Here is a 17036-nt window from a genome sequence, read left to right as displayed (position 1 = left end):
AAATATTATTTTTTATCACGATTTTTACCGTTTTTCAAAAAAATTTTTTCGTGAAATATTGACAACTACATTGCGGCAAACTATCATCAAATTATCAAAGAAGATTTGCCCTGTGTCCATCGTTTGGGATGCAGGATGTATTTTTCTCGTATTTTGTATACTGTATATGAAAGGAGCTTAGCCATGAATCCAAAAATCATGAAAACAATGGATGGTAACGAAGCTGCTGCGTATATTTCTTACGCTTTTACTGAAGTTGCAACCATCTATCCAATCACCCCTTCCTCCCCTATGGCGGAGCATGTTGATACTTGGGCCGCCAACGGCAAAAAAAATCTTTTTGGCCAAACCGTGCGCTTGGTTGAAATGGAATCCGAAGCAGGTGCGGCAGGCGCAATGCATGGTGCATTGGAGGCAGGCACTTTAACCACCACCTATACCGCCTCCCAAGGGCTTTTATTAATGATCCCCCCCATGTACCGCATTGCAGGGCAGTTAAAGCCCGGTGTATTCCACGTTAGCTCCAGAACAGTGGGCACCCACGCTTTTTCTATTTTTGGCGACCATTCCGATGTTATGAGCTGCCGCCAAATTGGTTGTGCCATGCTTTCCGCAGCCTCCGTACAGGAGGTTATGGATTTGGGCGGTGTTGCCCACCTAGCGGCCATCAAGGGCAGTGTCCCCTTCATTCATTTTTTTGACGGTTTCCGCACCTCCCATGAGCTGCAAAAAATCGAAGTAATGGATTACAAAGACATCGGTAGTCTTATGGATGAAGATGCACTCCACAAGTTCCGCAAAAATGCATTAAATCCTGAACGCCCCGTGCAACGTTCCACGGTGCAAAATCCCGATGTTTTCTTCCAAAACAGAGAAGCCTGCTCCCCTTTTTACAAAAGACTTCCTGGAATTGTGGAAGAATATATGAATGAAATTAACAAGCTTACAGGCAGAAGCTACAAGCTCTTTAACTACTTTGGTGCTACCGATGCAACCCATGTTATCATCGCCATGGGCTCTGTTTCCGGCGCAATTCAAGAGGTTGTGGAGCATCTTACTCAAAAAGGTGAAAAGGTTGGTTTCCTACAGGTTCACCTATATCGTCCCTTCTCCATGGAGCATTTTATGGCGGCTTTGCCAGAAAGCACAAAAATCATTACGGTGATGGACAGAACAAAGGAGCCAGGTGCTTTGGGCGAGCCTCTTTATGAAGATGTTTGCTCTGCATTGATGGAAGAAGGCAGAGTGCTTCGGGTGCTTGCGGGGAGATACGGTCTCTCTTCCAAGGATGTTACCCCTGCACAAATTGTTGCAGTGTTTGACAACATGAAGACAGAACAGAAAAATCATTTCACGGTAGGCATCAATGATGATGTCAGTATGAGCTCCCTTCGTGTGGGTGCTGAGCCGGAGGTGGCAGATGAATCCACCATTGCTTGTAAATTTTGGGGGCTTGGCTCGGACGGTACCGTTGGCGCAAATAAAAACTCCATTAAAATCATTGGGGACCATACCGATAAATATGCACAGGCATACTTCGAATATGACACAAAAAAATCCGGCGGTATCACAAAAAGCCATTTGCGCTTTGGCGATCGCCCCATCCGCTCCAGCTATTTGATTTCAAAGGCTGACTTTGTTGCCTGCCATCAGCACTCCTACATAAATAAATACGACATTGTTTCAGAAATAAAGCCCGGCGGCACCTTCCTTTTAAACTGCGCATGGAAAGCGGAGGAATTGGATGGCCATTTGCCTGGGGCTGTAAAAAGATACATTGCCAATCACAATATTTCCTTCTATACCATTGATGCTGTGGAAATCTGCCGTGAAATCGGATTAGGGAATAGAACAAACACCGTTTTGCAGTCAGCCTTCTTTAAGCTGGCGAACATTATTCCTGCGGAGGATGCCCTTGGCTATATGAAAGCCGCCATCGAAAAATCCTATGGGAAAAAGGGTGAAAAGATTGTAAATATGAACTATGCCGCTGTAGATGCGGGCTTGAGCGGTTTGGTGAAAATCGATGTGCCCGAAAGCTGGAAAAATGCAAAGGATATGGACAAAGAGGATTTCAAACGCATTCTGCCCGAATATGTGGAAAAGCTTTTGATTCCCATGAACGCACAAAAAGGCGACACTCTGCCCGTTTCCGTATTCCTTGGCAGAGAGGACGGCACCGTGCCCTTGGGTACCTCTGCCTATGAAAAGCGTGGCGTTGCCATTGACGTACCCCAGTGGAATATAGAAAACTGCATCCAGTGCAACCAATGTTCTTACGTTTGCCCTCACGCTTGTATCCGCCCCTTCCTCTTGTCGGAAGAGGAAGCAAAAAATGCGCCTGTTGGCTACGAAACAAAGAAGGCAAACGGCGGCGGCGAAATTGCAAGCTATCGCTACCGCATTCAAGTAGACCCTCTGGATTGCCAAGGCTGCGGCGCTTGTGTTGAGGTTTGTCCAGCCAAGGAAAAGGCATTGACCATGAAGCCTTTGGATTCCCAATTAGGTGAGATGGCAAACTGGGAGTATTCCTTATCCCTCTCCCATAAGGAAAATCCCCTGGATAAATACACCGTAAAGGGCAGTCAGTTTGAGCAGCCCTTGCTGGAGTTCTCCGGTGCTTGTGCCGGCTGTGGCGAAACACCCTATGCAAAGCTCATGACCCAGCTTTATGGTGACAGAATGTATCTTGCCAACGCAACAGGCTGTACCCAGGCTTGGGGCGCAGCAGCGCCTTGCGTACCTTACACAACAAATAAGGACGGTTGGGGCCCCGCATGGAGCAACTCCCTGTTCGAAAATAACGCAGAGTTCTCTATGGGCATGGTGCTTGCCGTAGAACAGCAAAGAGAACGGGTGAAAATGCAGTTAAATGACTTATTGCCCCTTTGCGATGATGAAGCATTGCTTGCTGCCGCAAAAACTTGGCTTGACCATTACGATGATGGCCACAGAAGCAAGGAGGATACCCGTGCACTCCTTACCGCTTTGGAAAACGCAAAGGTTCCTTCCGAGGGTTCAGAATTTAAGGCATTTATTTTGGATAACAAAGAACACCTGACCAAAAAATCCATGTGGATGTATGGCGGTGACGGCTGGGCATATGATATCGGTTACGGCGGCTTAGACCACGTTTTGGCGTCGGGTACAGATGTAAACGTATTGATTGTTGATACCGAAGTCTATTCCAACACAGGCGGTCAGTCCTCCAAGGCAACCCCAATCGGTGCAGTGGCACAGTTTGCCGCCGGCGGAAAGCCCACGGTAAAGAAGGATTTGGGGATGCTAGCCATGAGCTATGGTTACATCTATGTGGCACAGGTTGCCATGGGCGCAAACCCTGCACAGCTGGTAAAAGCAATGAAGGAAGCTGAAGCATACAAAGGCCCTTCCTTGATTATTGCTTATGCCCCTTGCATTAACCACGGCATTATGAAGGGTATGGCAAATGCCCAGCTAGAAAGCAAACTAGCCGTTGATGCGGGCTATTGGTTCTTGTATCGCTACAACCCAGAATTGAAAAAACAAGGGAAAAATCCATTTATTTTAGATTCCAAGGAGCCAACCATGGATTACAACGACTTTATCATGGGCGAGGTTCGCTACTCCTCTTTGGTACGCACCTTCCCCGAAACTGCAAAAGTTCTATTGAAGGAAGCCGCGGAACAGGCCGCGGAAAAATACAAAACCTATAAAAAGCTGGCAGAGCAATACTAATTTGTATTAATCACCGCTAAAAACCCCCTACCTAATTGGGCAAGGGGTTTTGGGGTGTAGACAAGGTCAAAATCTTGAGGACTTTGCCCTCAAACACCCACAAGGGTTTTACCCTTGACCCATTAATTAAGGGGCAGACGATTGTCTGCCCCTCTTTCTTTTTGCCAGTAACTCCTTATCGTCAGGCGAAGCTAAATAAAGTTTATGGTCTTGCTTTTTTCAAAAAGTAAGTGAGAGGTCATCACTTTTCTTCTTAAAAGCCGGCTTTGCCGTCTGCCCTATCTTGGGCAGTGAGAGGTCATCACTTTTCTTCGCAAAAGCCGGCTTTGCCGTCTGCCCTATCTTGGGCAGTGAGAGATCATCACTTTTCTTCGCAAAAGCCGGCTTTGCCGTCTGCCCTATCTTGGGCAGTGAGAGGTCATCACTTTTCTTCGCAAAAGCCGGCTTTGCCGTCTGCCCTATCTTGGGCAGTGAGAGGGAAACGCCCAAGGTTTGTCTACAGGCTGACCCCGTCAAATTAGGTAGGATTTTTTTGTTCCCTTGGGGTTGTACAAAGTAAACATCTTTGTTGACGCTCATTTTTTGAAATTGGGTGCCTTTGCAAAAATCGTTACAAAAAAATGCTTATTCCCTTTATTTTAAAAATTCCATCAGCGCCCCATAGGTTTCTTCCGGTGCTTCCTCGGGCAGAAAATGACCGCAGGGCAGAGGGCCGCCAACCACATTTTTCGCCCGCTCACGCCATACCCCCAACACATCATATAATTTCCCCACCAGACCTTTTTCTCCCCATAAAACAAGAAGGGGTACCTGAATTTTTTTATTCCGATCCTCTACATCATGGGTTAAATCTATGGTTGCGGCAGCGCGGTAGTCCTCACAGGTGGCATGCACAGCACCCGGAAGGCAAAATGCCCTTGCATATTCCTCCACCATTTGCTCATGAAAGCACCCTTTGTTGCGGCTCCATGCCTCCAACAGGCTGCGAAGGTAAAAAGCTGGATCACTGCCAATGAGCTTTTCGGGGATTCCCACGGGCTGAATTAGAAAAAACCAATGATAATACCCCTTTGCAAAATCCATATTCGTCGTATGATACATATCATAGGTAGGTAAAATATCCATCATGGTGCAGCTAGTCACCCTTTCGGGATAATCCAAAACCAATCGATGGGCAACCCGAGCGCCACGGTCATGGCCTACCAAATCAAATTTCTCAAAACCCAAAGCCTCCATTACCTTCACCTGATCTCTAGCCATGGCACGTTTGGAATAGTTGGAATGATCCTCCAAGCCTTCGGGCTTCTCACTGTCCCCATATCCCCGAAGGTCCGGCACCACAACGGTATAGTTTTGTTCCACAAGGCGGGGTGCCAGATTGTACCACATCATATGGGTTTGGGGATAGCCATGAAGCAGCAAAATGGGTTTTCCTCCGCCTGCATAATTTACATTAATTTCCACATCACCGGTATTAATACGGATTTCTTGAAAACCTTCCAATCTCATTGTTTTCCCTCCAATGTGTTATCACTTTACCAAAAGCAACAAAATATATACTTGCCTGTATAATGCTGTATTCTCTTTATTCCGTCCAAAAAGTTTCCCATCAAACCATTTCAAGGTTATTTTACACCAGCTTTTGGGGGAATCCCCACTGTTATTTGATTAGTTTAACATTTCCAGTTCCCCTTCTCAACCTTTTGCATTTTTTTTTGCTATAATTGCTTTTTTTCAAAAAAACAGTTTTTTAGATGCTTCAAAAAAAGAAGGCATCTTTCAAAAAACGACGACGCCCTCTGCTATTTAATTTTATTTTTATACATTTCTTTATCGGCCCGTTCCACAATGCACTCCTTAGAAAAGGACTCCTCCGCCAGAAAATCCGACGAACCAATACTTAGGGACAAGCCAACCCCTACGCTGTCTGCGGCATTAAACACCTCCACAAATTGGTGAATTCCTTTGGTGATTTCCTTCTTTACCCCTGCTTTGCAAATGATATAGAACTCATCACCACCATAGCGACCGATCATTGCGCCCGTTCCCTGGCATGCCCGCCGCAAAATTAAAGCTGTTTCAATCAAAACCCTGTCCCCAAAAACATGGCCATAGGTATCATTAACCTCCTTAAATTTATCCACATCAATAATCAAAATAGAATAAGGCTGACCCTTGGTGATTCCATGGCGTATATTTTGCAAATACATATCAAATTGATAACGATTGTTCAGCTGTGTCAACGGATCTGTTGAAATTCTTCTGTTTTGAAAATTAATAAATATAATTAATAATGACAGCACTACGCAAATCCATATTAAGGAAAGTCCATAAAAAAACATTTGAAACACAATACCAATCACAGGTAAAAAATAGGTTCTCATGATTATAGCGCAATCCTTTTTCTCAAGAATACTCTCTGAAGTTCGATAGATCTTAAAACAATAATAAAATGGGATCAAAAAATAGGGTAGCGCCAGCAAAAACGAAATAAAAAAGAATGGCCCTCTGGCATATACATTGTTTTCATCAATATAAAAGAAAATTTTATATTTAAAATTCAAGATAACCAACACCATATTGACCAGCAGGGGAATTCCTATGATTGCCCAAAATTTCTTATTTATTATTTTCTTATCATAAAACAATAAGGAAATATAAATAAACCAAATAAAGGCAACAAAACAGTTTAAAAAATAACAGCAACCAGATACTGCCCAATTGATTGTTTTGGCATAAAGAAATTGCTTTCCATCAATTAACCACATGACAGAGTCAAAAAACTGAATGGTAAAAACAGAATAAATTAAATATATAAACGCCTTTTGTCTGCCTGTACCGTCATCAATATTCTGTTGATTTGCAAGAATGATAAATATAATTATCATTCCAACGATATTTACTTGTAAATATAAAAACGAGATCATTTTTTCACCAATTTTCATTATATCGGGGGATTAAATTTGAAACCAACCTGTTTATTTTACATCTTACAACTTTTGACGTTTTAATTTTTTTCCTATCTTATACATTACCAAAAGCCGAGAATAAAAGCAATCTTCATGATTACATAATCTCCCATTTTTTTGTAAAATAATAAAATACATGGATCCATAATTTTTTTTTCATTTCTTATAATGCTTTTTGCTCATAATTTTGATTATTTTTTATTTCTTAATTGTTTTTATCAATTATTTACATTTACTTACAGATGCGAATAGTTATGATATAATAATTATTGAATGAAGAATGTTGAAAGGAGTTCCTTTTATGAGAAAATATGTAATTATCATACTGTCTTGCCTGTTGCTTTGCGCCCTTGTTTTTTCAGCCTGCACAAGCAACTCCGCCCCAAACTCACCATCTCCTTATGACGAAACCATCTACACCTCGGAGGATGGCTTGCCCCCTTTGGAAGATGATTTAAAACAACTTTATCAAGATGCGGAAGCCATCTATTTGAAAATTGTTTTTTTCGATTTTCACACTGACTTTAATCAACCAATAGAAAAGTATGGATATGTTTTTTATAAAGTAGACGAGGATCATTTTAATTCTTACGATTCCTTCAAAACCTATCTATCAAATTACTTTAGCCAAGATTTTATTAACGGAAAAATACTTGCTCCCGGGGATTCGCAGTTTATAGAGGGTGAAGATGGCGCTTTATATATGCTGGATGCTGGACGAGGCTCAAATATTTTTTATGCAGGGTGTGTATTCCATTCTGTAGAGCGCAGCGAAGATAAAATCAAATTTACTGCCACTGCATATTATGCAAATACGCAAGAAGGCTACGAAGGGGAACTCTTTTTTGCGGAGCCCGAAAACATGAGTGACTATTCAACGGAAGACTTTACCTTTATTCTGGTAATGGAGGGAGATAAATGGAAATTTGACCTATTTTCCTGTTTTTTTTAATGATACCATGCTATGAGCCTCAACGAAAAGCAAAAACTTCTGTTTACGAACAAAATTTTATTTTAAAAAACGGATACCGTTGAAAAACAGTATCCGTTAAATGAAAAGTAAAGTCATTTATATACAACAAAAGGGTGTCAACTATATATTGACACCCTTTTGTTGCGTTCAAAAACATCATCCGTTTTTCTTTTCCTATCCTCCCATATTTTAAATCAAAAAAATATTTTCATTGGTAATAATGCTTCTCCGCTTCTTCCGCTTCTTGTTTTGTAGAATGAACCGCACCTTTGGGATGATGGGCCGGGGCATAGACGGAATAAACCTTCAGTGGCTTATTACCCATATTAATCAAGTTATGCCAAGTTCCCGCAGGAACTAAAATAGCAAAGCGTCCATCCACATTTCTTTGATAGTTCAACTTATCCTTGCTGCTGCCCATTTGGATAACGCCGATACCATCTTCAACACGGATAAACTGATCCTCATCCGTATGAATTTCCAAGCCGATATCTCCGCCGGGAGGAATGCTCATCAAAGTCAACTGCAAATATTCGCCTGTCCACAATACAACACGGTAATTGGGGTTATGCTTTGTTACCATATCAATATTTACAACAAAAGGCTCAGGTCCGTAATCAATAGTGTTATAAACATTCTGCTCGGAATTTTGTACTTGATTCTGTGCCCGATTCTGTGCCCGATTCTGTGCCGGATTCTGTGCCGGATTTTGCGCTGCATTTTGCTTATTATTACGCATATTGTTTGGATACATTTCTTTTCCCCTTTTTCAGTTTTCTGGTATTTATTTTTATGTTTCAAAAAGAGAAATTAGAAATAGTCCGCATAAAAAATTAAAATTTTTTTATTTTATTCTGTTGCTTATTTCTTCTGGCCAAAGGCATTATCCTTCGCCAATACGGCGTCAAAAGCCTTCACCAGCGTTGCCTCAAAGCCGCCTGCCTGCAAAGCACTCACCCCTTCTATGGTAGTGCCGCCGGGGGAGCAAACTTGGTCAATCAAAGGCCAAGGTGCTTCTCCACCTTCCAATACCATTTTTGCACTGCCCAAAACGGTTTCCGCCGTAATTTGCAAGGCCTGTTTTTTTGGCATTCCCGCCTTTAGGGCAGCATGGGCCAAAGCATCCATATATAAGTAAGCAAACGCAACAGATGCACCGCCAATCACACTAAATATAGAAAACTGACTCTCATCAATTTCCGTAACGGTCCCAATGGTAGAAAAAATATCCTTCACCAACTGCTTTTGCTCTCCACTTACATATTCATTGCAGCAAAGCCCTGTTGTGGAGGCGCCGATTTTTGCATTAATATTGGGCATCGCCCTTACAATGGCAGTTTTTTCTGGGAAATATTCACTCAAATATTCTAATGTTTTCCCTGCGGCAATAGATACAACAAGGGGATTTTTTTTTGCAAATGCCTGCTGCAGCTCCGGCAAAATAACAGCAAGCACATTAGGCTTTACCCCAAGAATCACCACATCACTATGGGCAATTACCTCCAAAGAGGTTTGGCAGGCAGTTGCGCCGCACTCCTCTGCCAACTTTTTTGCCGTGGCTACACTTTTACTTGTAAGAAAAATATTTTTTCCTTCAAAGCTTCCTGTCCCCAGTGTCATTCCCTTTACAATTGCGCTTACCATGTTGCCTGCGCCGATAAAACCAAAATCCATATTACCTTCCTCCCATCCGCCTATTCATTAAGTTTAAAAGAAACAAATTGTTTTAATAAAAATAAAGTATGTAAAACTTTTTCTCATTTTACAGCCGTTTATTTGAAAAAGCAATCCTATATTCTTGCCCCTACCAAAAGGAGCCATTATAATATAAAAAAGGAGGTTTTCGAATGAATCTTATTTTTTTTCACTACCCAAAAGCAGCACTAGCCAAAAGGCAAAAAAATGGCTGAATTCCGCCGACGTAAAATATTTTGAACGTCATATGGTGGAGGAAAACCCTTCCTCATGGGAATTAGAATTTTGGTGGGAAATGAGTGACTTGCCCCTAAAAAATTTTTTTAACACCAGCGGTGTTTTATACAAGCAACTGGGCTTAAAAGACAAGCTGCCCCAAATGACGGCGGAAGAACAGCTGCAACTGCTAGGTACGAACGGCTTACTGGTAAAACGGCCCTTGCTTGTTGGGGAGGATTTTGTTTTGGTGGGCTTTCGAGAAGAGGAGTGGCAAAATAAATTGCTCCGGTAAAATAAAGTAAAAAAAACAGCCTTTTTACCCATTTGGACATTAAGACTGTTTCGTTAAAAAAATTATTTCAAAGGGTGTCTACTTTATTTGGCACCCTATTCGTCCAAAAACCAACCATTATCATCATGATAAATCATCTGCCGTGTCATACCGCCATCAATGCAAATATTTTCTCCCGTAATAAAGCCCGCCTTTTGGCTGCATAAAAACAGCACCATATTTGCAATGTCCATGGGGTGTCCCACACGCTTTACGGGATGTTGCTCTGCATCCGCACCGTCATAAACGGTATATGCCGTATCAATCCACCCGGGAGAAACGGAATTTACCCTTACCCGCCCTGCCAGCGTTATGGCCAAGGCATGGGTTAACGAGGAAATTGCCCCCTTTGCCGCCGTATAGCTTTCCGTGTTGGGCTGACTCATACGATCTCTGGAGGAGGATATATTCACAATCGCCCCACCCTCCGTGGCAAAATAAGAATTGAACAGCTTGGTTAAATAATACGGGGCAACAACCCCAACACGCAAAGCATAGTCAAAGGCACCATAACCGCAGGCGTTCAGCCCTCCCATGGAAAACATTGCGTTATTGATTAAATAATCCACCCTGCCGTAGTCATTGATAACCTTTTTTGCGAAGGCCTCTAAGGTTTCCCTATTCCCAATATCCCCTGTAAAATAGGGATTTTCCTCACGGTCAATGATGCAAACCTCAGCACCTTCCTTGGAAAACTCATCTGCAATGGCTTTCCCTATTCCATGAACGCCGCCTGTGATAACGACGACTTTTCCTTCAAACTCCATAACCTCATTCCTTTACATATGAAATCAATGCTTCCCCTTGAGAAACATCAACAAAATCCATAGGCGTTTTTTGTGTTTGCAGTATGCCTTCTTCTTCTGTAGTACGCTCCTTTTTCCGCTTTATCATTTCATATAATACCTTCATCATGCCCTTATGGGTAAGCTTCAGACGCTTATAATCCATAGCCCCTCGAAAAAAGAAAATCTTTGCGTGGCTCATCAATTCCTCCCCAAGGGATTTTTTCACTCCATTTAGAATGTTTTCCACATTTTTTTCATCCTGAGGATCGGAAATTCCACAGGTAAAAAGAATCAATTTTTTATGCAACAGCGCCTCTTGGTTTTTCTTCAGCCAATCACTCCCATTCAATCCGCTGGCATAAATTCCTCCGCCAAAAACAATGGTTTCATAGGATGATATATCCTTTGCCTCTTCCGTCGTAAAAATATCTGCCTGCAACTTTTCCCCAATATAGGTTGCATACCTTTTTGTACTGCCGTATTCGGAACGAAAGATCACTGCTGTTTTTGCCATAGATAGCTCCTCCTTTTTATTGTTCATATAAAAATTTTTTCAAGCTCTGCAAATCCTCCTGATAGGTTTCCGCCAAAGCCCGATTATAGATCACTGCCGCCGGATGATATAAGGGAAAAAGAAACCGCTCCTCCGTCAAGGGATACGGCCGTCCATGAACATCGCCAATGGTTATGCTTTTCTCTCCCCACACCGCCTTTAAGGGAACATTTCCTAGGGTAACAATCACTTTTGGAGAAATGATCTGTATTTCCTCCATTAAAAAAGGAAGAAAAAAAGCGATTTCTTCCCCCGAAGGCGGTCGATTTACCGCTTTCCCCGTTTTGGGACTTTCCTTGGTAGGACGCAATTTTACAACATTGGAAATATAAATTTCTTCACGCCTTAAACCGATAACTTCCAAAAAAGAGGAAAGATTTTTGCCCGCCTTTCCAACAAAGGGCCTGCCTAATTTTTCCTCTTCCCCTCCGGGAGCCTCACCAATCATCATTAATTGGGGTGCCTGCGCCCCTTCCCCAAAAACCAATCGTTTCTGGCCAAGGACGGCACTTTCAAATTTTTTAATGATTTTTTTTTGCAATTCCTCTTGCCTATTCATTTTTTGTTCCTTCCTTTTATAAACAAAGTTATCCACAACTTAACAACCTTGTCCACAGGTTTTCTGTTGATAACTTTTTATGTATACCCCAATATCTTGTGTTAAATTTCTCACTTCGACAATTTCACATTAAAATTTCATTGAAATTTAAGGAACGTGTATTATGCACCTTGTGTTGTATAATTTCGAGGTGGATAACTTCCACATTATCCACAGAAATCATGGGGATAACTCCTTATTTTTTACTATCATATCTGCGATAAATTAAGAATACCAGAATTCCACTAAGAAAACCACCAATATGGGCAAAATTATCCACGCCCATATCCAAAAAACCAAAACCTATGGAGGTAAAGGCCAAAAGCAGCATAGTGGCATAATTCATCCCCGTGTATCGAGGACCGTTTTTCTTCGTCAGCACCAGCATTGCCCCCAACACGCCATAAATGGCCCCCGACGCCCCTATGGCTAACACATCGTGAAACAGTATGCTGCAAATTCCACCACAAAGACCAGAAATCAAATACAAACCCAAAAAACGCCAATTCCCAAAGATATACTCCGCCTTAACGCCAAAATAATATAAGAAAATGCCGTTTGAAGCCAAATGAAGCAGGCCGCTGTGTAAAAACATTGAAGTGAAAAAACGGTAATATTCCCCCTTCAAAACGCCCCCTCGGCTAATTCCAAAGACCTGTATTATGGCATCACCGTTTCCGGAAAACATAGTAACTGCAAGGAGCAACGCACACACCACAAAAATTGTTAAGCATGCCCACGGCTTTCCGCTTTTCATGACAGGCGTAAGGGGCGTTTCCACAGCCTCCCCCGCCCTAGCCAGGGACAATAAGCGTTCTATTCCAAAAAGGCGGTTTGGCTCTCCTTCTCCGGCAAAAACCTTATTTTCCTGCAGGGAATAACGCCAGTTTACGCCATGAATCCGCGCATCTGTAAAAACCAGGGGGGGCTCATCCCCGTCCTCCTCTGCCAATAGTATTCCCAAGGCGATCAGATGATTACAGCGCATCTCCTCCAATACCGCCGACATCTGTTTGGTATAGGCAGTGAAAAGCGCCGTTGTTTTTTGCTGGGTTTCTTTGTCAAACACACCTAAAATATATAACACAGGGTTTTCCATACGGATATAAACTCCCGGTATTTTATCCCCATTGGGATCCTTTACTTGCAAAAAGCTGTGGGCCAATAATTGCTCATGAAATTTTTCTATAAAATTAATTAAGTTATCCACAATTTTCACCTACTTTTTTATGAAAAAACTCACTGCAGCGCAGTGAGTTTCTCTTAGATAAGAAATGGGGTTAAATCCTATCGTTTTAAGGATTTTAATTGCAAAAATTTGTAAATAACCAAGATTTGTACACAGGGAAGATTTGATTATCCACAGCATTATCCACAATATTATCCACAAACGAATATAGCACATTTTAATTCAATTGTCAAACAATAACAGTTGATTTATAGAAAAAAACTTAAAAAAAGTAATCCCACAAAGCCAGGTGCCCCCAAAAGCCCCACTGTACATAGTGTTGCAGGGTTCACCCCTACCTGTAATCCAAACCGATTGCAAAGCCAAAGGCAGGCTCCCCCAAGTGCAGCAGAAAGTATAAAGCGAAGTACAAGCCTTAATGGCTTTGCCAATGTGGCCAATGCTAAAATAAGCAGACAGCTAATAATCATAATTGCTAACACTTTTGTCATTTTTTCTTCCCCCTCTTGCGTTTTTTCAGCCTATCTTTCGGAAAGGCATTGTCAACCCCATTTCCTTTGCCGTTTTTAAAAAAAAGTCGTATTTTTTTTGCAAAGCAGTAATTTCGAAAATATAGCTGTCAACCAAAGCCTCATCTGTCGCCGCTTCAAAGCCTTGTCTGGCGCAGATGAGCCTTGTCTGAATTTCCTGAATGGCAAGGAGTAATTTTTCTCCTTCCGTAAGCATACTGTATTTATTTTGTTTCCTTTTGTTCATCCGCTTGCCTCCTTCCTATTACCCTAAATATAAGCAAAAAAAATGAATTTTATTCCAATGGCAATTTGATTTCAAAAAAAAAGAAGCATTTTCCCCTCTCCCAAGCTAAAAATACGTCTTGGAAATCGTTGAACCATGCTTCCTTAATCATGAAATTATGCTATATTTTTTGTTTTGGAAATGAGGTTATCCTCCATAAAAAGATGCCTTGTTAAATCCCCGTAATTTCAACTGCAACAGCGCTGCCATTGACCAGAATAATCAAGCGATATTGTGTACCTTTTACCGTACTTCCGCAGAAGGTTTTCCAGACATAGCTTAATTCAACCTCCTGACCCGCTTCCAGTGTAGCTGCTTCTTCACTCCAGTTGGCCTGGGCTGTTCCCGTAAATTCCACCCATTGCCCATCCTTCAGCTGCTCAAAATGATATTCATGGGCACTGTAATTGATTGGCCCTTCCGTATTATTGGTCAAAATAAAGGTTGCGCCGGAGCTTTTTAGGGTTCCCTCCTTTAAAACAAAGGAAATTCCATCCTCCACATTTACCTCCGTATAGACAGTTCCCCCATTTTCCCCACTGCCACACGCCGTTAAAAAAATCAAAAAAACCGAAACTAAAAAAACCAAACCTTTTCTCATTTTCTTCTTTCCTTTCCACTCCTGTTTTTTCCCACACAAAAGGAATCTATGCATATGGTAGCACAGCCCTTAGTATCTTGCAAGCAATGAAAAAAGGCCTGGCAAAACATTTTCACCAAGCCAATCATCCTTTATTTTCTTAAATCATCCAAAATCTGGGTTTTGCTTTCCGTCTTTTCGTCCTTCATCTTCACAATTTTTGCAGGAGAGCCGGCTACCACAGCACCCTCAGGTACATCCTCCGTCACAATGGCACCTGCCGCAACAACGGCATTTGCACCAATCTGAACCCCCTCCAAAACAACGGCATTTGCACCGATTAATGCTCCATCGCCAACAACAACAGGGGTTGCGCTAGGCGGCTCCAAAACACCTGCCAAAACGGCCCCGGCACCAATATGCGCATTTTTACCTACGGTGGCTCTTGCCCCCAAAACGGCATTCATGTCAATCATAGTACCATCGCCGATTTCCGCGCCGATATTGATGACAGCCCCCATCATTACAACGGCATTTTTTCCAATTTTTACCCGATCACGAATAAAACAGCCCGGCTCAATGCGCGCTTCCAAATTGGTAATATCCAGCATTGGTACGGCGGAATTTCTTCTATCATATTCCATATGATATTCCTGAATGTCTGCGGCTTTTTCCTCTAAAACCTCTTTTACCAAAGCAGCATCACCCAGCATAATCCAGAAGCTTCCGTTACCAAAGAGCTTCACATTTTCTTTTTTCACACCACTTAAATCGCCATTTACATAAACCTTTACAGGTGTAACCTTCTTTGCATCCTTAATATATTTTGCGATCTCATAAGGATTTGTCATATCGTAGTTCATTTTTGTTCCTCCATTCATGTTAATATAATTACCTATTATATATGAAAAAATAATATTTTCCAAGGTCGTCGGGCGTATTTTGTGATACAATGGTAAAAATTATTATAAAAAGGAGGGATTTCTTTGCGAAAAGCTATTTTAAATATGGAGCAAGAGCTTAGACAAATTCGTCGGGACTTACACCGGATTCCCGAATTAGGGCTTTCGGAGCATAAAACCGCCGCTTACATAGAAAATATGCTGCATACACTGGGCGTTGACGAAGTGGAGCGCTGCCTTGAAACTGGGGTAATCGGCTTAATTAGGGGAAAGGGAACGGAAAAACCCATTGCCTTTCGTGCCGATATGGATGCACTGACTGTGCAGGAGCCACCCCGGCCATATGCCTCCTGCCACGAGGGCTTGATGCATGCCTGCGGCCATGACGGCCATATGACCATTCTCCTTGGCTTTGCAAAATACCTTATGGCACAAAAGGAGCGTCCCAAAGGGGATGTGGTTTTGATTTTTCAGCCGGCAGAGGAAGGCCCCGGCGGCGCAAGGCTCATGGTTGAAGCAGGAATCATTGAAAAATACAACATTTCCAAGGTCATTGGCTGCCACATTTTTCCCGATGTTCCCCAAGGGAAAATTGCCTGCAGAGCGGGCGGGATGATGGCACGAAACGGAGAGGTTTCTGTGCGTATTCTTGGCAAAAGCTCCCACGGAGCACAACCTCATCTGGGGGCAGATGCGCTTTTGGCGGCGGGAGCAGTAATTAATGGCCTGCACACCATTTTATCCCGCAATATTTCTCCCTTGGAGAGCGGAATTTTATCCTTTGGCTCCATTCACGGCGGCGAGGCTTGCAATATCGTTGCAAAGGAGGTTTGCATCGAGGGTACCATGCGCGCTTTTTCCGACGAAGTCTATGAAAAAATGGTGCAAAGGATAGAGGCAGCCGTTAAATTCATTGCCGAAGGCTATGGCTGTGAGGGTGTTGTTGCCTTTCGCCATATGTACCGTGTGGTAAACAACGATGCCGTCTTGGTTCATGCCTTGGAAAAGGCCTGCGGCGACAGCTATCTGACAACACCGCCCTATATGCTTGCCGAAGATTTTTCCTTTTTTCAACAAGCAGTGCCCGGTTTATTTTTCTTTTTGGGCGCAGGAAATGAAGAAAAGGGCTTTATCCACCCTCTGCACAGCGGGGATTTTGATTTTGACGAAAAAATACTGTGCTTTGGCGTTGAAACCTATATGAATTTGTTGTTGGCATTGGGACTGACATAAACCAGTGGTTTTAGAAGCACACAGGCGAAAAACCTTGGCTTTGACAAGCAAAAACTGATGTCCAACGAAATAAATTAATTTATAAAGCATAGAAAAATGCCTTAGCCTGTCAATAAAGTCAAACCCTTGAGGGCTTTCCCCTCAAACACCCACAAGGGTTTCACCCATTGACCCATCTAAAACCCCATGAATATGGGGTTTTAATAAAAGTTTTTGGTCTTGCTTTTTTCAAAAAGCAAGGGGGTTTGGGTGGCACCCAAGGCTTGTCATCAGTCTGCGTATTTTCTTCCTTGGAAAAATGCCTTTTCTCATGCTCCCCATCCAATTGCAGCTATAAAAATTTATAACATTATATTTTCTTGGACTTTTACCAACTTTGTATCATTCAAAAATACAAATTGCACCTTTCTATTTCATCAGTTTAATTTATGGCCTTTCTTCCCAGCTTAAAAACACATTAAAATCTTTAACAATTCTTAATAATTTTTTACCAT

General features: G+C 42.3%; 18 protein-coding genes. 5 read left to right on the top strand and 13 right to left on the bottom strand.

The window, feature by feature from the left end; translation table 11 throughout:
- Positions 1 to 183 precede the first annotated feature (183 nt).
- Positions 184 to 3717 carry a pyruvate:ferredoxin (flavodoxin) oxidoreductase gene (gene nifJ, locus CLNEO_RS01585; protein ID WP_066083781.1) on the top strand — a complete coding sequence of 1178 codons (3534 nt, stop codon included), beginning with the start codon at positions 184 to 186 and terminating at the stop codon, positions 3715 to 3717.
- 219 nt (positions 3718 to 3936) lie between these two features.
- On the opposite strand, the gene CLNEO_RS01580 is transcribed toward nifJ, so the two are convergent.
- The 3 genes from CLNEO_RS01580 to CLNEO_RS01570 form a co-directional block, all read right to left on the bottom strand.
- A complete protein-coding gene (locus tag CLNEO_RS01580) occupies positions 3937 to 4296 on the bottom strand; it encodes a hypothetical protein (RefSeq protein WP_066083780.1) in 360 nt (119 codons plus the stop codon).
- Between the two features lie 54 nt (positions 4297 to 4350).
- Positions 4351 to 5226 (bottom strand): alpha/beta fold hydrolase, encoded by an 876-nt coding sequence (locus tag CLNEO_RS01575; protein WP_066083779.1) that lies wholly within the window; start codon positions 5224 to 5226, stop codon positions 4351 to 4353.
- Between the two features lie 293 nt (positions 5227 to 5519).
- Complete coding sequence (locus CLNEO_RS01570; RefSeq protein ID WP_162266447.1) at positions 5520 to 6644, bottom strand: GGDEF domain-containing protein; 1125 nt, start codon at positions 6642 to 6644, stop codon at positions 5520 to 5522.
- A 343-nt stretch (positions 6645 to 6987) separates the two neighbouring features.
- Here CLNEO_RS01570 and CLNEO_RS01565 point away from each other — a divergent pair, with 343 nt between their 5' ends.
- The gene (locus tag CLNEO_RS01565; RefSeq protein ID WP_066083773.1) at positions 6988 to 7638 is read left to right on the top strand and encodes a DL-endopeptidase inhibitor IseA family protein; all 651 of its coding nucleotides are present in this window, start codon (positions 6988 to 6990) and stop codon (positions 7636 to 7638) included.
- 229 nt (positions 7639 to 7867) lie between these two features.
- On the opposite strand, the gene CLNEO_RS01560 is transcribed toward CLNEO_RS01565, so the two are convergent.
- Positions 7868 to 8413: a cupin domain-containing protein gene (locus CLNEO_RS01560; protein ID WP_083531794.1), complete on the bottom strand. Its 546-nt coding sequence runs from the start codon at positions 8411 to 8413 to the stop codon at positions 7868 to 7870.
- Positions 8414 to 8520: 107 nt separating this feature from the next.
- A complete protein-coding gene (gene proC, locus CLNEO_RS01555; protein ID WP_066083771.1) occupies positions 8521 to 9333 on the bottom strand; it encodes a pyrroline-5-carboxylate reductase in 813 nt (270 codons plus the stop codon).
- Between the two features lie 232 nt (positions 9334 to 9565).
- Between proC and CLNEO_RS01550 the strand changes: the two genes are divergently transcribed.
- Complete coding sequence (locus CLNEO_RS01550; RefSeq protein WP_066083770.1) at positions 9566 to 9865, top strand: ArsC/Spx/MgsR family protein; 300 nt, start codon at positions 9566 to 9568, stop codon at positions 9863 to 9865.
- A gap of 95 nt (positions 9866 to 9960) precedes the next feature.
- On the opposite strand, the gene CLNEO_RS01545 is transcribed toward CLNEO_RS01550, so the two are convergent.
- From CLNEO_RS01545 to dapD, 8 genes are all read right to left on the bottom strand, one after another.
- Entirely contained in the window at positions 9961 to 10671 is a 711-nt protein-coding gene (locus CLNEO_RS01545) for an SDR family oxidoreductase (RefSeq protein ID WP_066083769.1), read from the bottom strand.
- 4 nt (positions 10672 to 10675) lie between these two features.
- On the bottom strand, positions 10676 to 11206 hold the full coding sequence (locus CLNEO_RS01540; RefSeq protein WP_066084565.1) for a flavodoxin domain-containing protein: 531 nt from the start codon (positions 11204 to 11206) through the stop codon (positions 10676 to 10678).
- 16 nt (positions 11207 to 11222) lie between these two features.
- On the bottom strand, positions 11223 to 11804 hold the full coding sequence (locus CLNEO_RS01535) for a uracil-DNA glycosylase (RefSeq protein ID WP_066083766.1): 582 nt from the start codon (positions 11802 to 11804) through the stop codon (positions 11223 to 11225).
- Positions 11805 to 12039: 235 nt separating this feature from the next.
- Positions 12040 to 13053 carry a rhomboid family intramembrane serine protease gene (locus tag CLNEO_RS01530; protein ID WP_066083764.1) on the bottom strand — a complete coding sequence of 338 codons (1014 nt, stop codon included), beginning with the start codon at positions 13051 to 13053 and terminating at the stop codon, positions 12040 to 12042.
- 227 nt (positions 13054 to 13280) lie between these two features.
- A complete protein-coding gene (locus CLNEO_RS01525) occupies positions 13281 to 13523 on the bottom strand; it encodes a pro-sigmaK processing inhibitor BofA family protein (protein ID WP_066083762.1) in 243 nt (80 codons plus the stop codon).
- A gap of 25 nt (positions 13524 to 13548) precedes the next feature.
- Positions 13549 to 13788, bottom strand: a complete 240-nt coding sequence (locus CLNEO_RS01520) for a DUF2508 family protein (protein WP_066083761.1) — start codon at positions 13786 to 13788, stop codon at positions 13549 to 13551.
- 211 nt (positions 13789 to 13999) lie between these two features.
- A complete protein-coding gene (locus tag CLNEO_RS01515) occupies positions 14000 to 14428 on the bottom strand; it encodes an immunoglobulin-like domain-containing protein (RefSeq protein WP_066083759.1) in 429 nt (142 codons plus the stop codon).
- A gap of 131 nt (positions 14429 to 14559) precedes the next feature.
- Complete coding sequence (gene dapD, locus CLNEO_RS01510; RefSeq protein WP_066083758.1) at positions 14560 to 15270, bottom strand: 2,3,4,5-tetrahydropyridine-2,6-dicarboxylate N-acetyltransferase; 711 nt, start codon at positions 15268 to 15270, stop codon at positions 14560 to 14562.
- 123 nt (positions 15271 to 15393) lie between these two features.
- Between dapD and CLNEO_RS01505 the strand changes: the two genes are divergently transcribed.
- Entirely contained in the window at positions 15394 to 16542 is a 1149-nt protein-coding gene (locus CLNEO_RS01505; protein ID WP_201032840.1) for a M20 metallopeptidase family protein, read from the top strand.
- A gap of 249 nt (positions 16543 to 16791) precedes the next feature.
- Positions 16792 to 16992, top strand: coding sequence for a hypothetical protein (locus CLNEO_RS15630; RefSeq protein ID WP_157723447.1), 201 nt, complete (start codon positions 16792 to 16794; stop codon positions 16990 to 16992).
- The last annotated feature ends 44 nt before the right edge of the window (positions 16993 to 17036 follow it).

The organism is Anaerotignum neopropionicum (assembly GCF_001571775.1).
GTDB lineage: Bacteria > Bacillota > Clostridia > Lachnospirales > Anaerotignaceae > Chakrabartyella > Chakrabartyella neopropionicum.
Note: the sequence above shows the minus strand (reverse complement) of the source record. Positions and strands in the feature narration are given on the sequence as shown.

Excerpts from the sequence above, each read along its gene's own strand:
- nifJ (WP_066083781.1), top strand. The coding sequence starts at position 184 with ATGAATCCAAAAATCATGAAAACAATGGATGGTAACGAAGCTGCTGCG.
- CLNEO_RS01580 (WP_066083780.1), bottom strand. The coding sequence starts at position 4,296 with ATGAGCGTCAACAAAGATGTTTACTTTGTACAACCCCAAGGGAACAAA.
- CLNEO_RS01575 (WP_066083779.1), bottom strand. The coding sequence starts at position 5,226 with ATGAGATTGGAAGGTTTTCAAGAAATCCGTATTAATACCGGTGATGTG.
- CLNEO_RS01570 (WP_162266447.1), bottom strand. The coding sequence starts at position 6,644 with ATGATCTCGTTTTTATATTTACAAGTAAATATCGTTGGAATGATAATT.
- CLNEO_RS01565 (WP_066083773.1), top strand. The coding sequence starts at position 6,988 with ATGAGAAAATATGTAATTATCATACTGTCTTGCCTGTTGCTTTGCGCC.
- CLNEO_RS01560 (WP_083531794.1), bottom strand. The coding sequence starts at position 8,413 with ATGTATCCAAACAATATGCGTAATAATAAGCAAAATGCAGCGCAAAAT.
- proC (WP_066083771.1), bottom strand. The coding sequence starts at position 9,333 with ATGGATTTTGGTTTTATCGGCGCAGGCAACATGGTAAGCGCAATTGTA.
- CLNEO_RS01545 (WP_066083769.1), bottom strand. The coding sequence starts at position 10,671 with ATGGAGTTTGAAGGAAAAGTCGTCGTTATCACAGGCGGCGTTCATGGA.
- CLNEO_RS01540 (WP_066084565.1), bottom strand. The coding sequence starts at position 11,206 with ATGGCAAAAACAGCAGTGATCTTTCGTTCCGAATACGGCAGTACAAAA.
- CLNEO_RS01535 (WP_066083766.1), bottom strand. The coding sequence starts at position 11,804 with ATGAATAGGCAAGAGGAATTGCAAAAAAAAATCATTAAAAAATTTGAA.
- CLNEO_RS01525 (WP_066083762.1), bottom strand. The coding sequence starts at position 13,523 with ATGACAAAAGTGTTAGCAATTATGATTATTAGCTGTCTGCTTATTTTA.
- CLNEO_RS01520 (WP_066083761.1), bottom strand. The coding sequence starts at position 13,788 with ATGAACAAAAGGAAACAAAATAAATACAGTATGCTTACGGAAGGAGAA.
- CLNEO_RS01515 (WP_066083759.1), bottom strand. The coding sequence starts at position 14,428 with ATGAGAAAAGGTTTGGTTTTTTTAGTTTCGGTTTTTTTGATTTTTTTA.
- dapD (WP_066083758.1), bottom strand. The coding sequence starts at position 15,270 with ATGAACTACGATATGACAAATCCTTATGAGATCGCAAAATATATTAAG.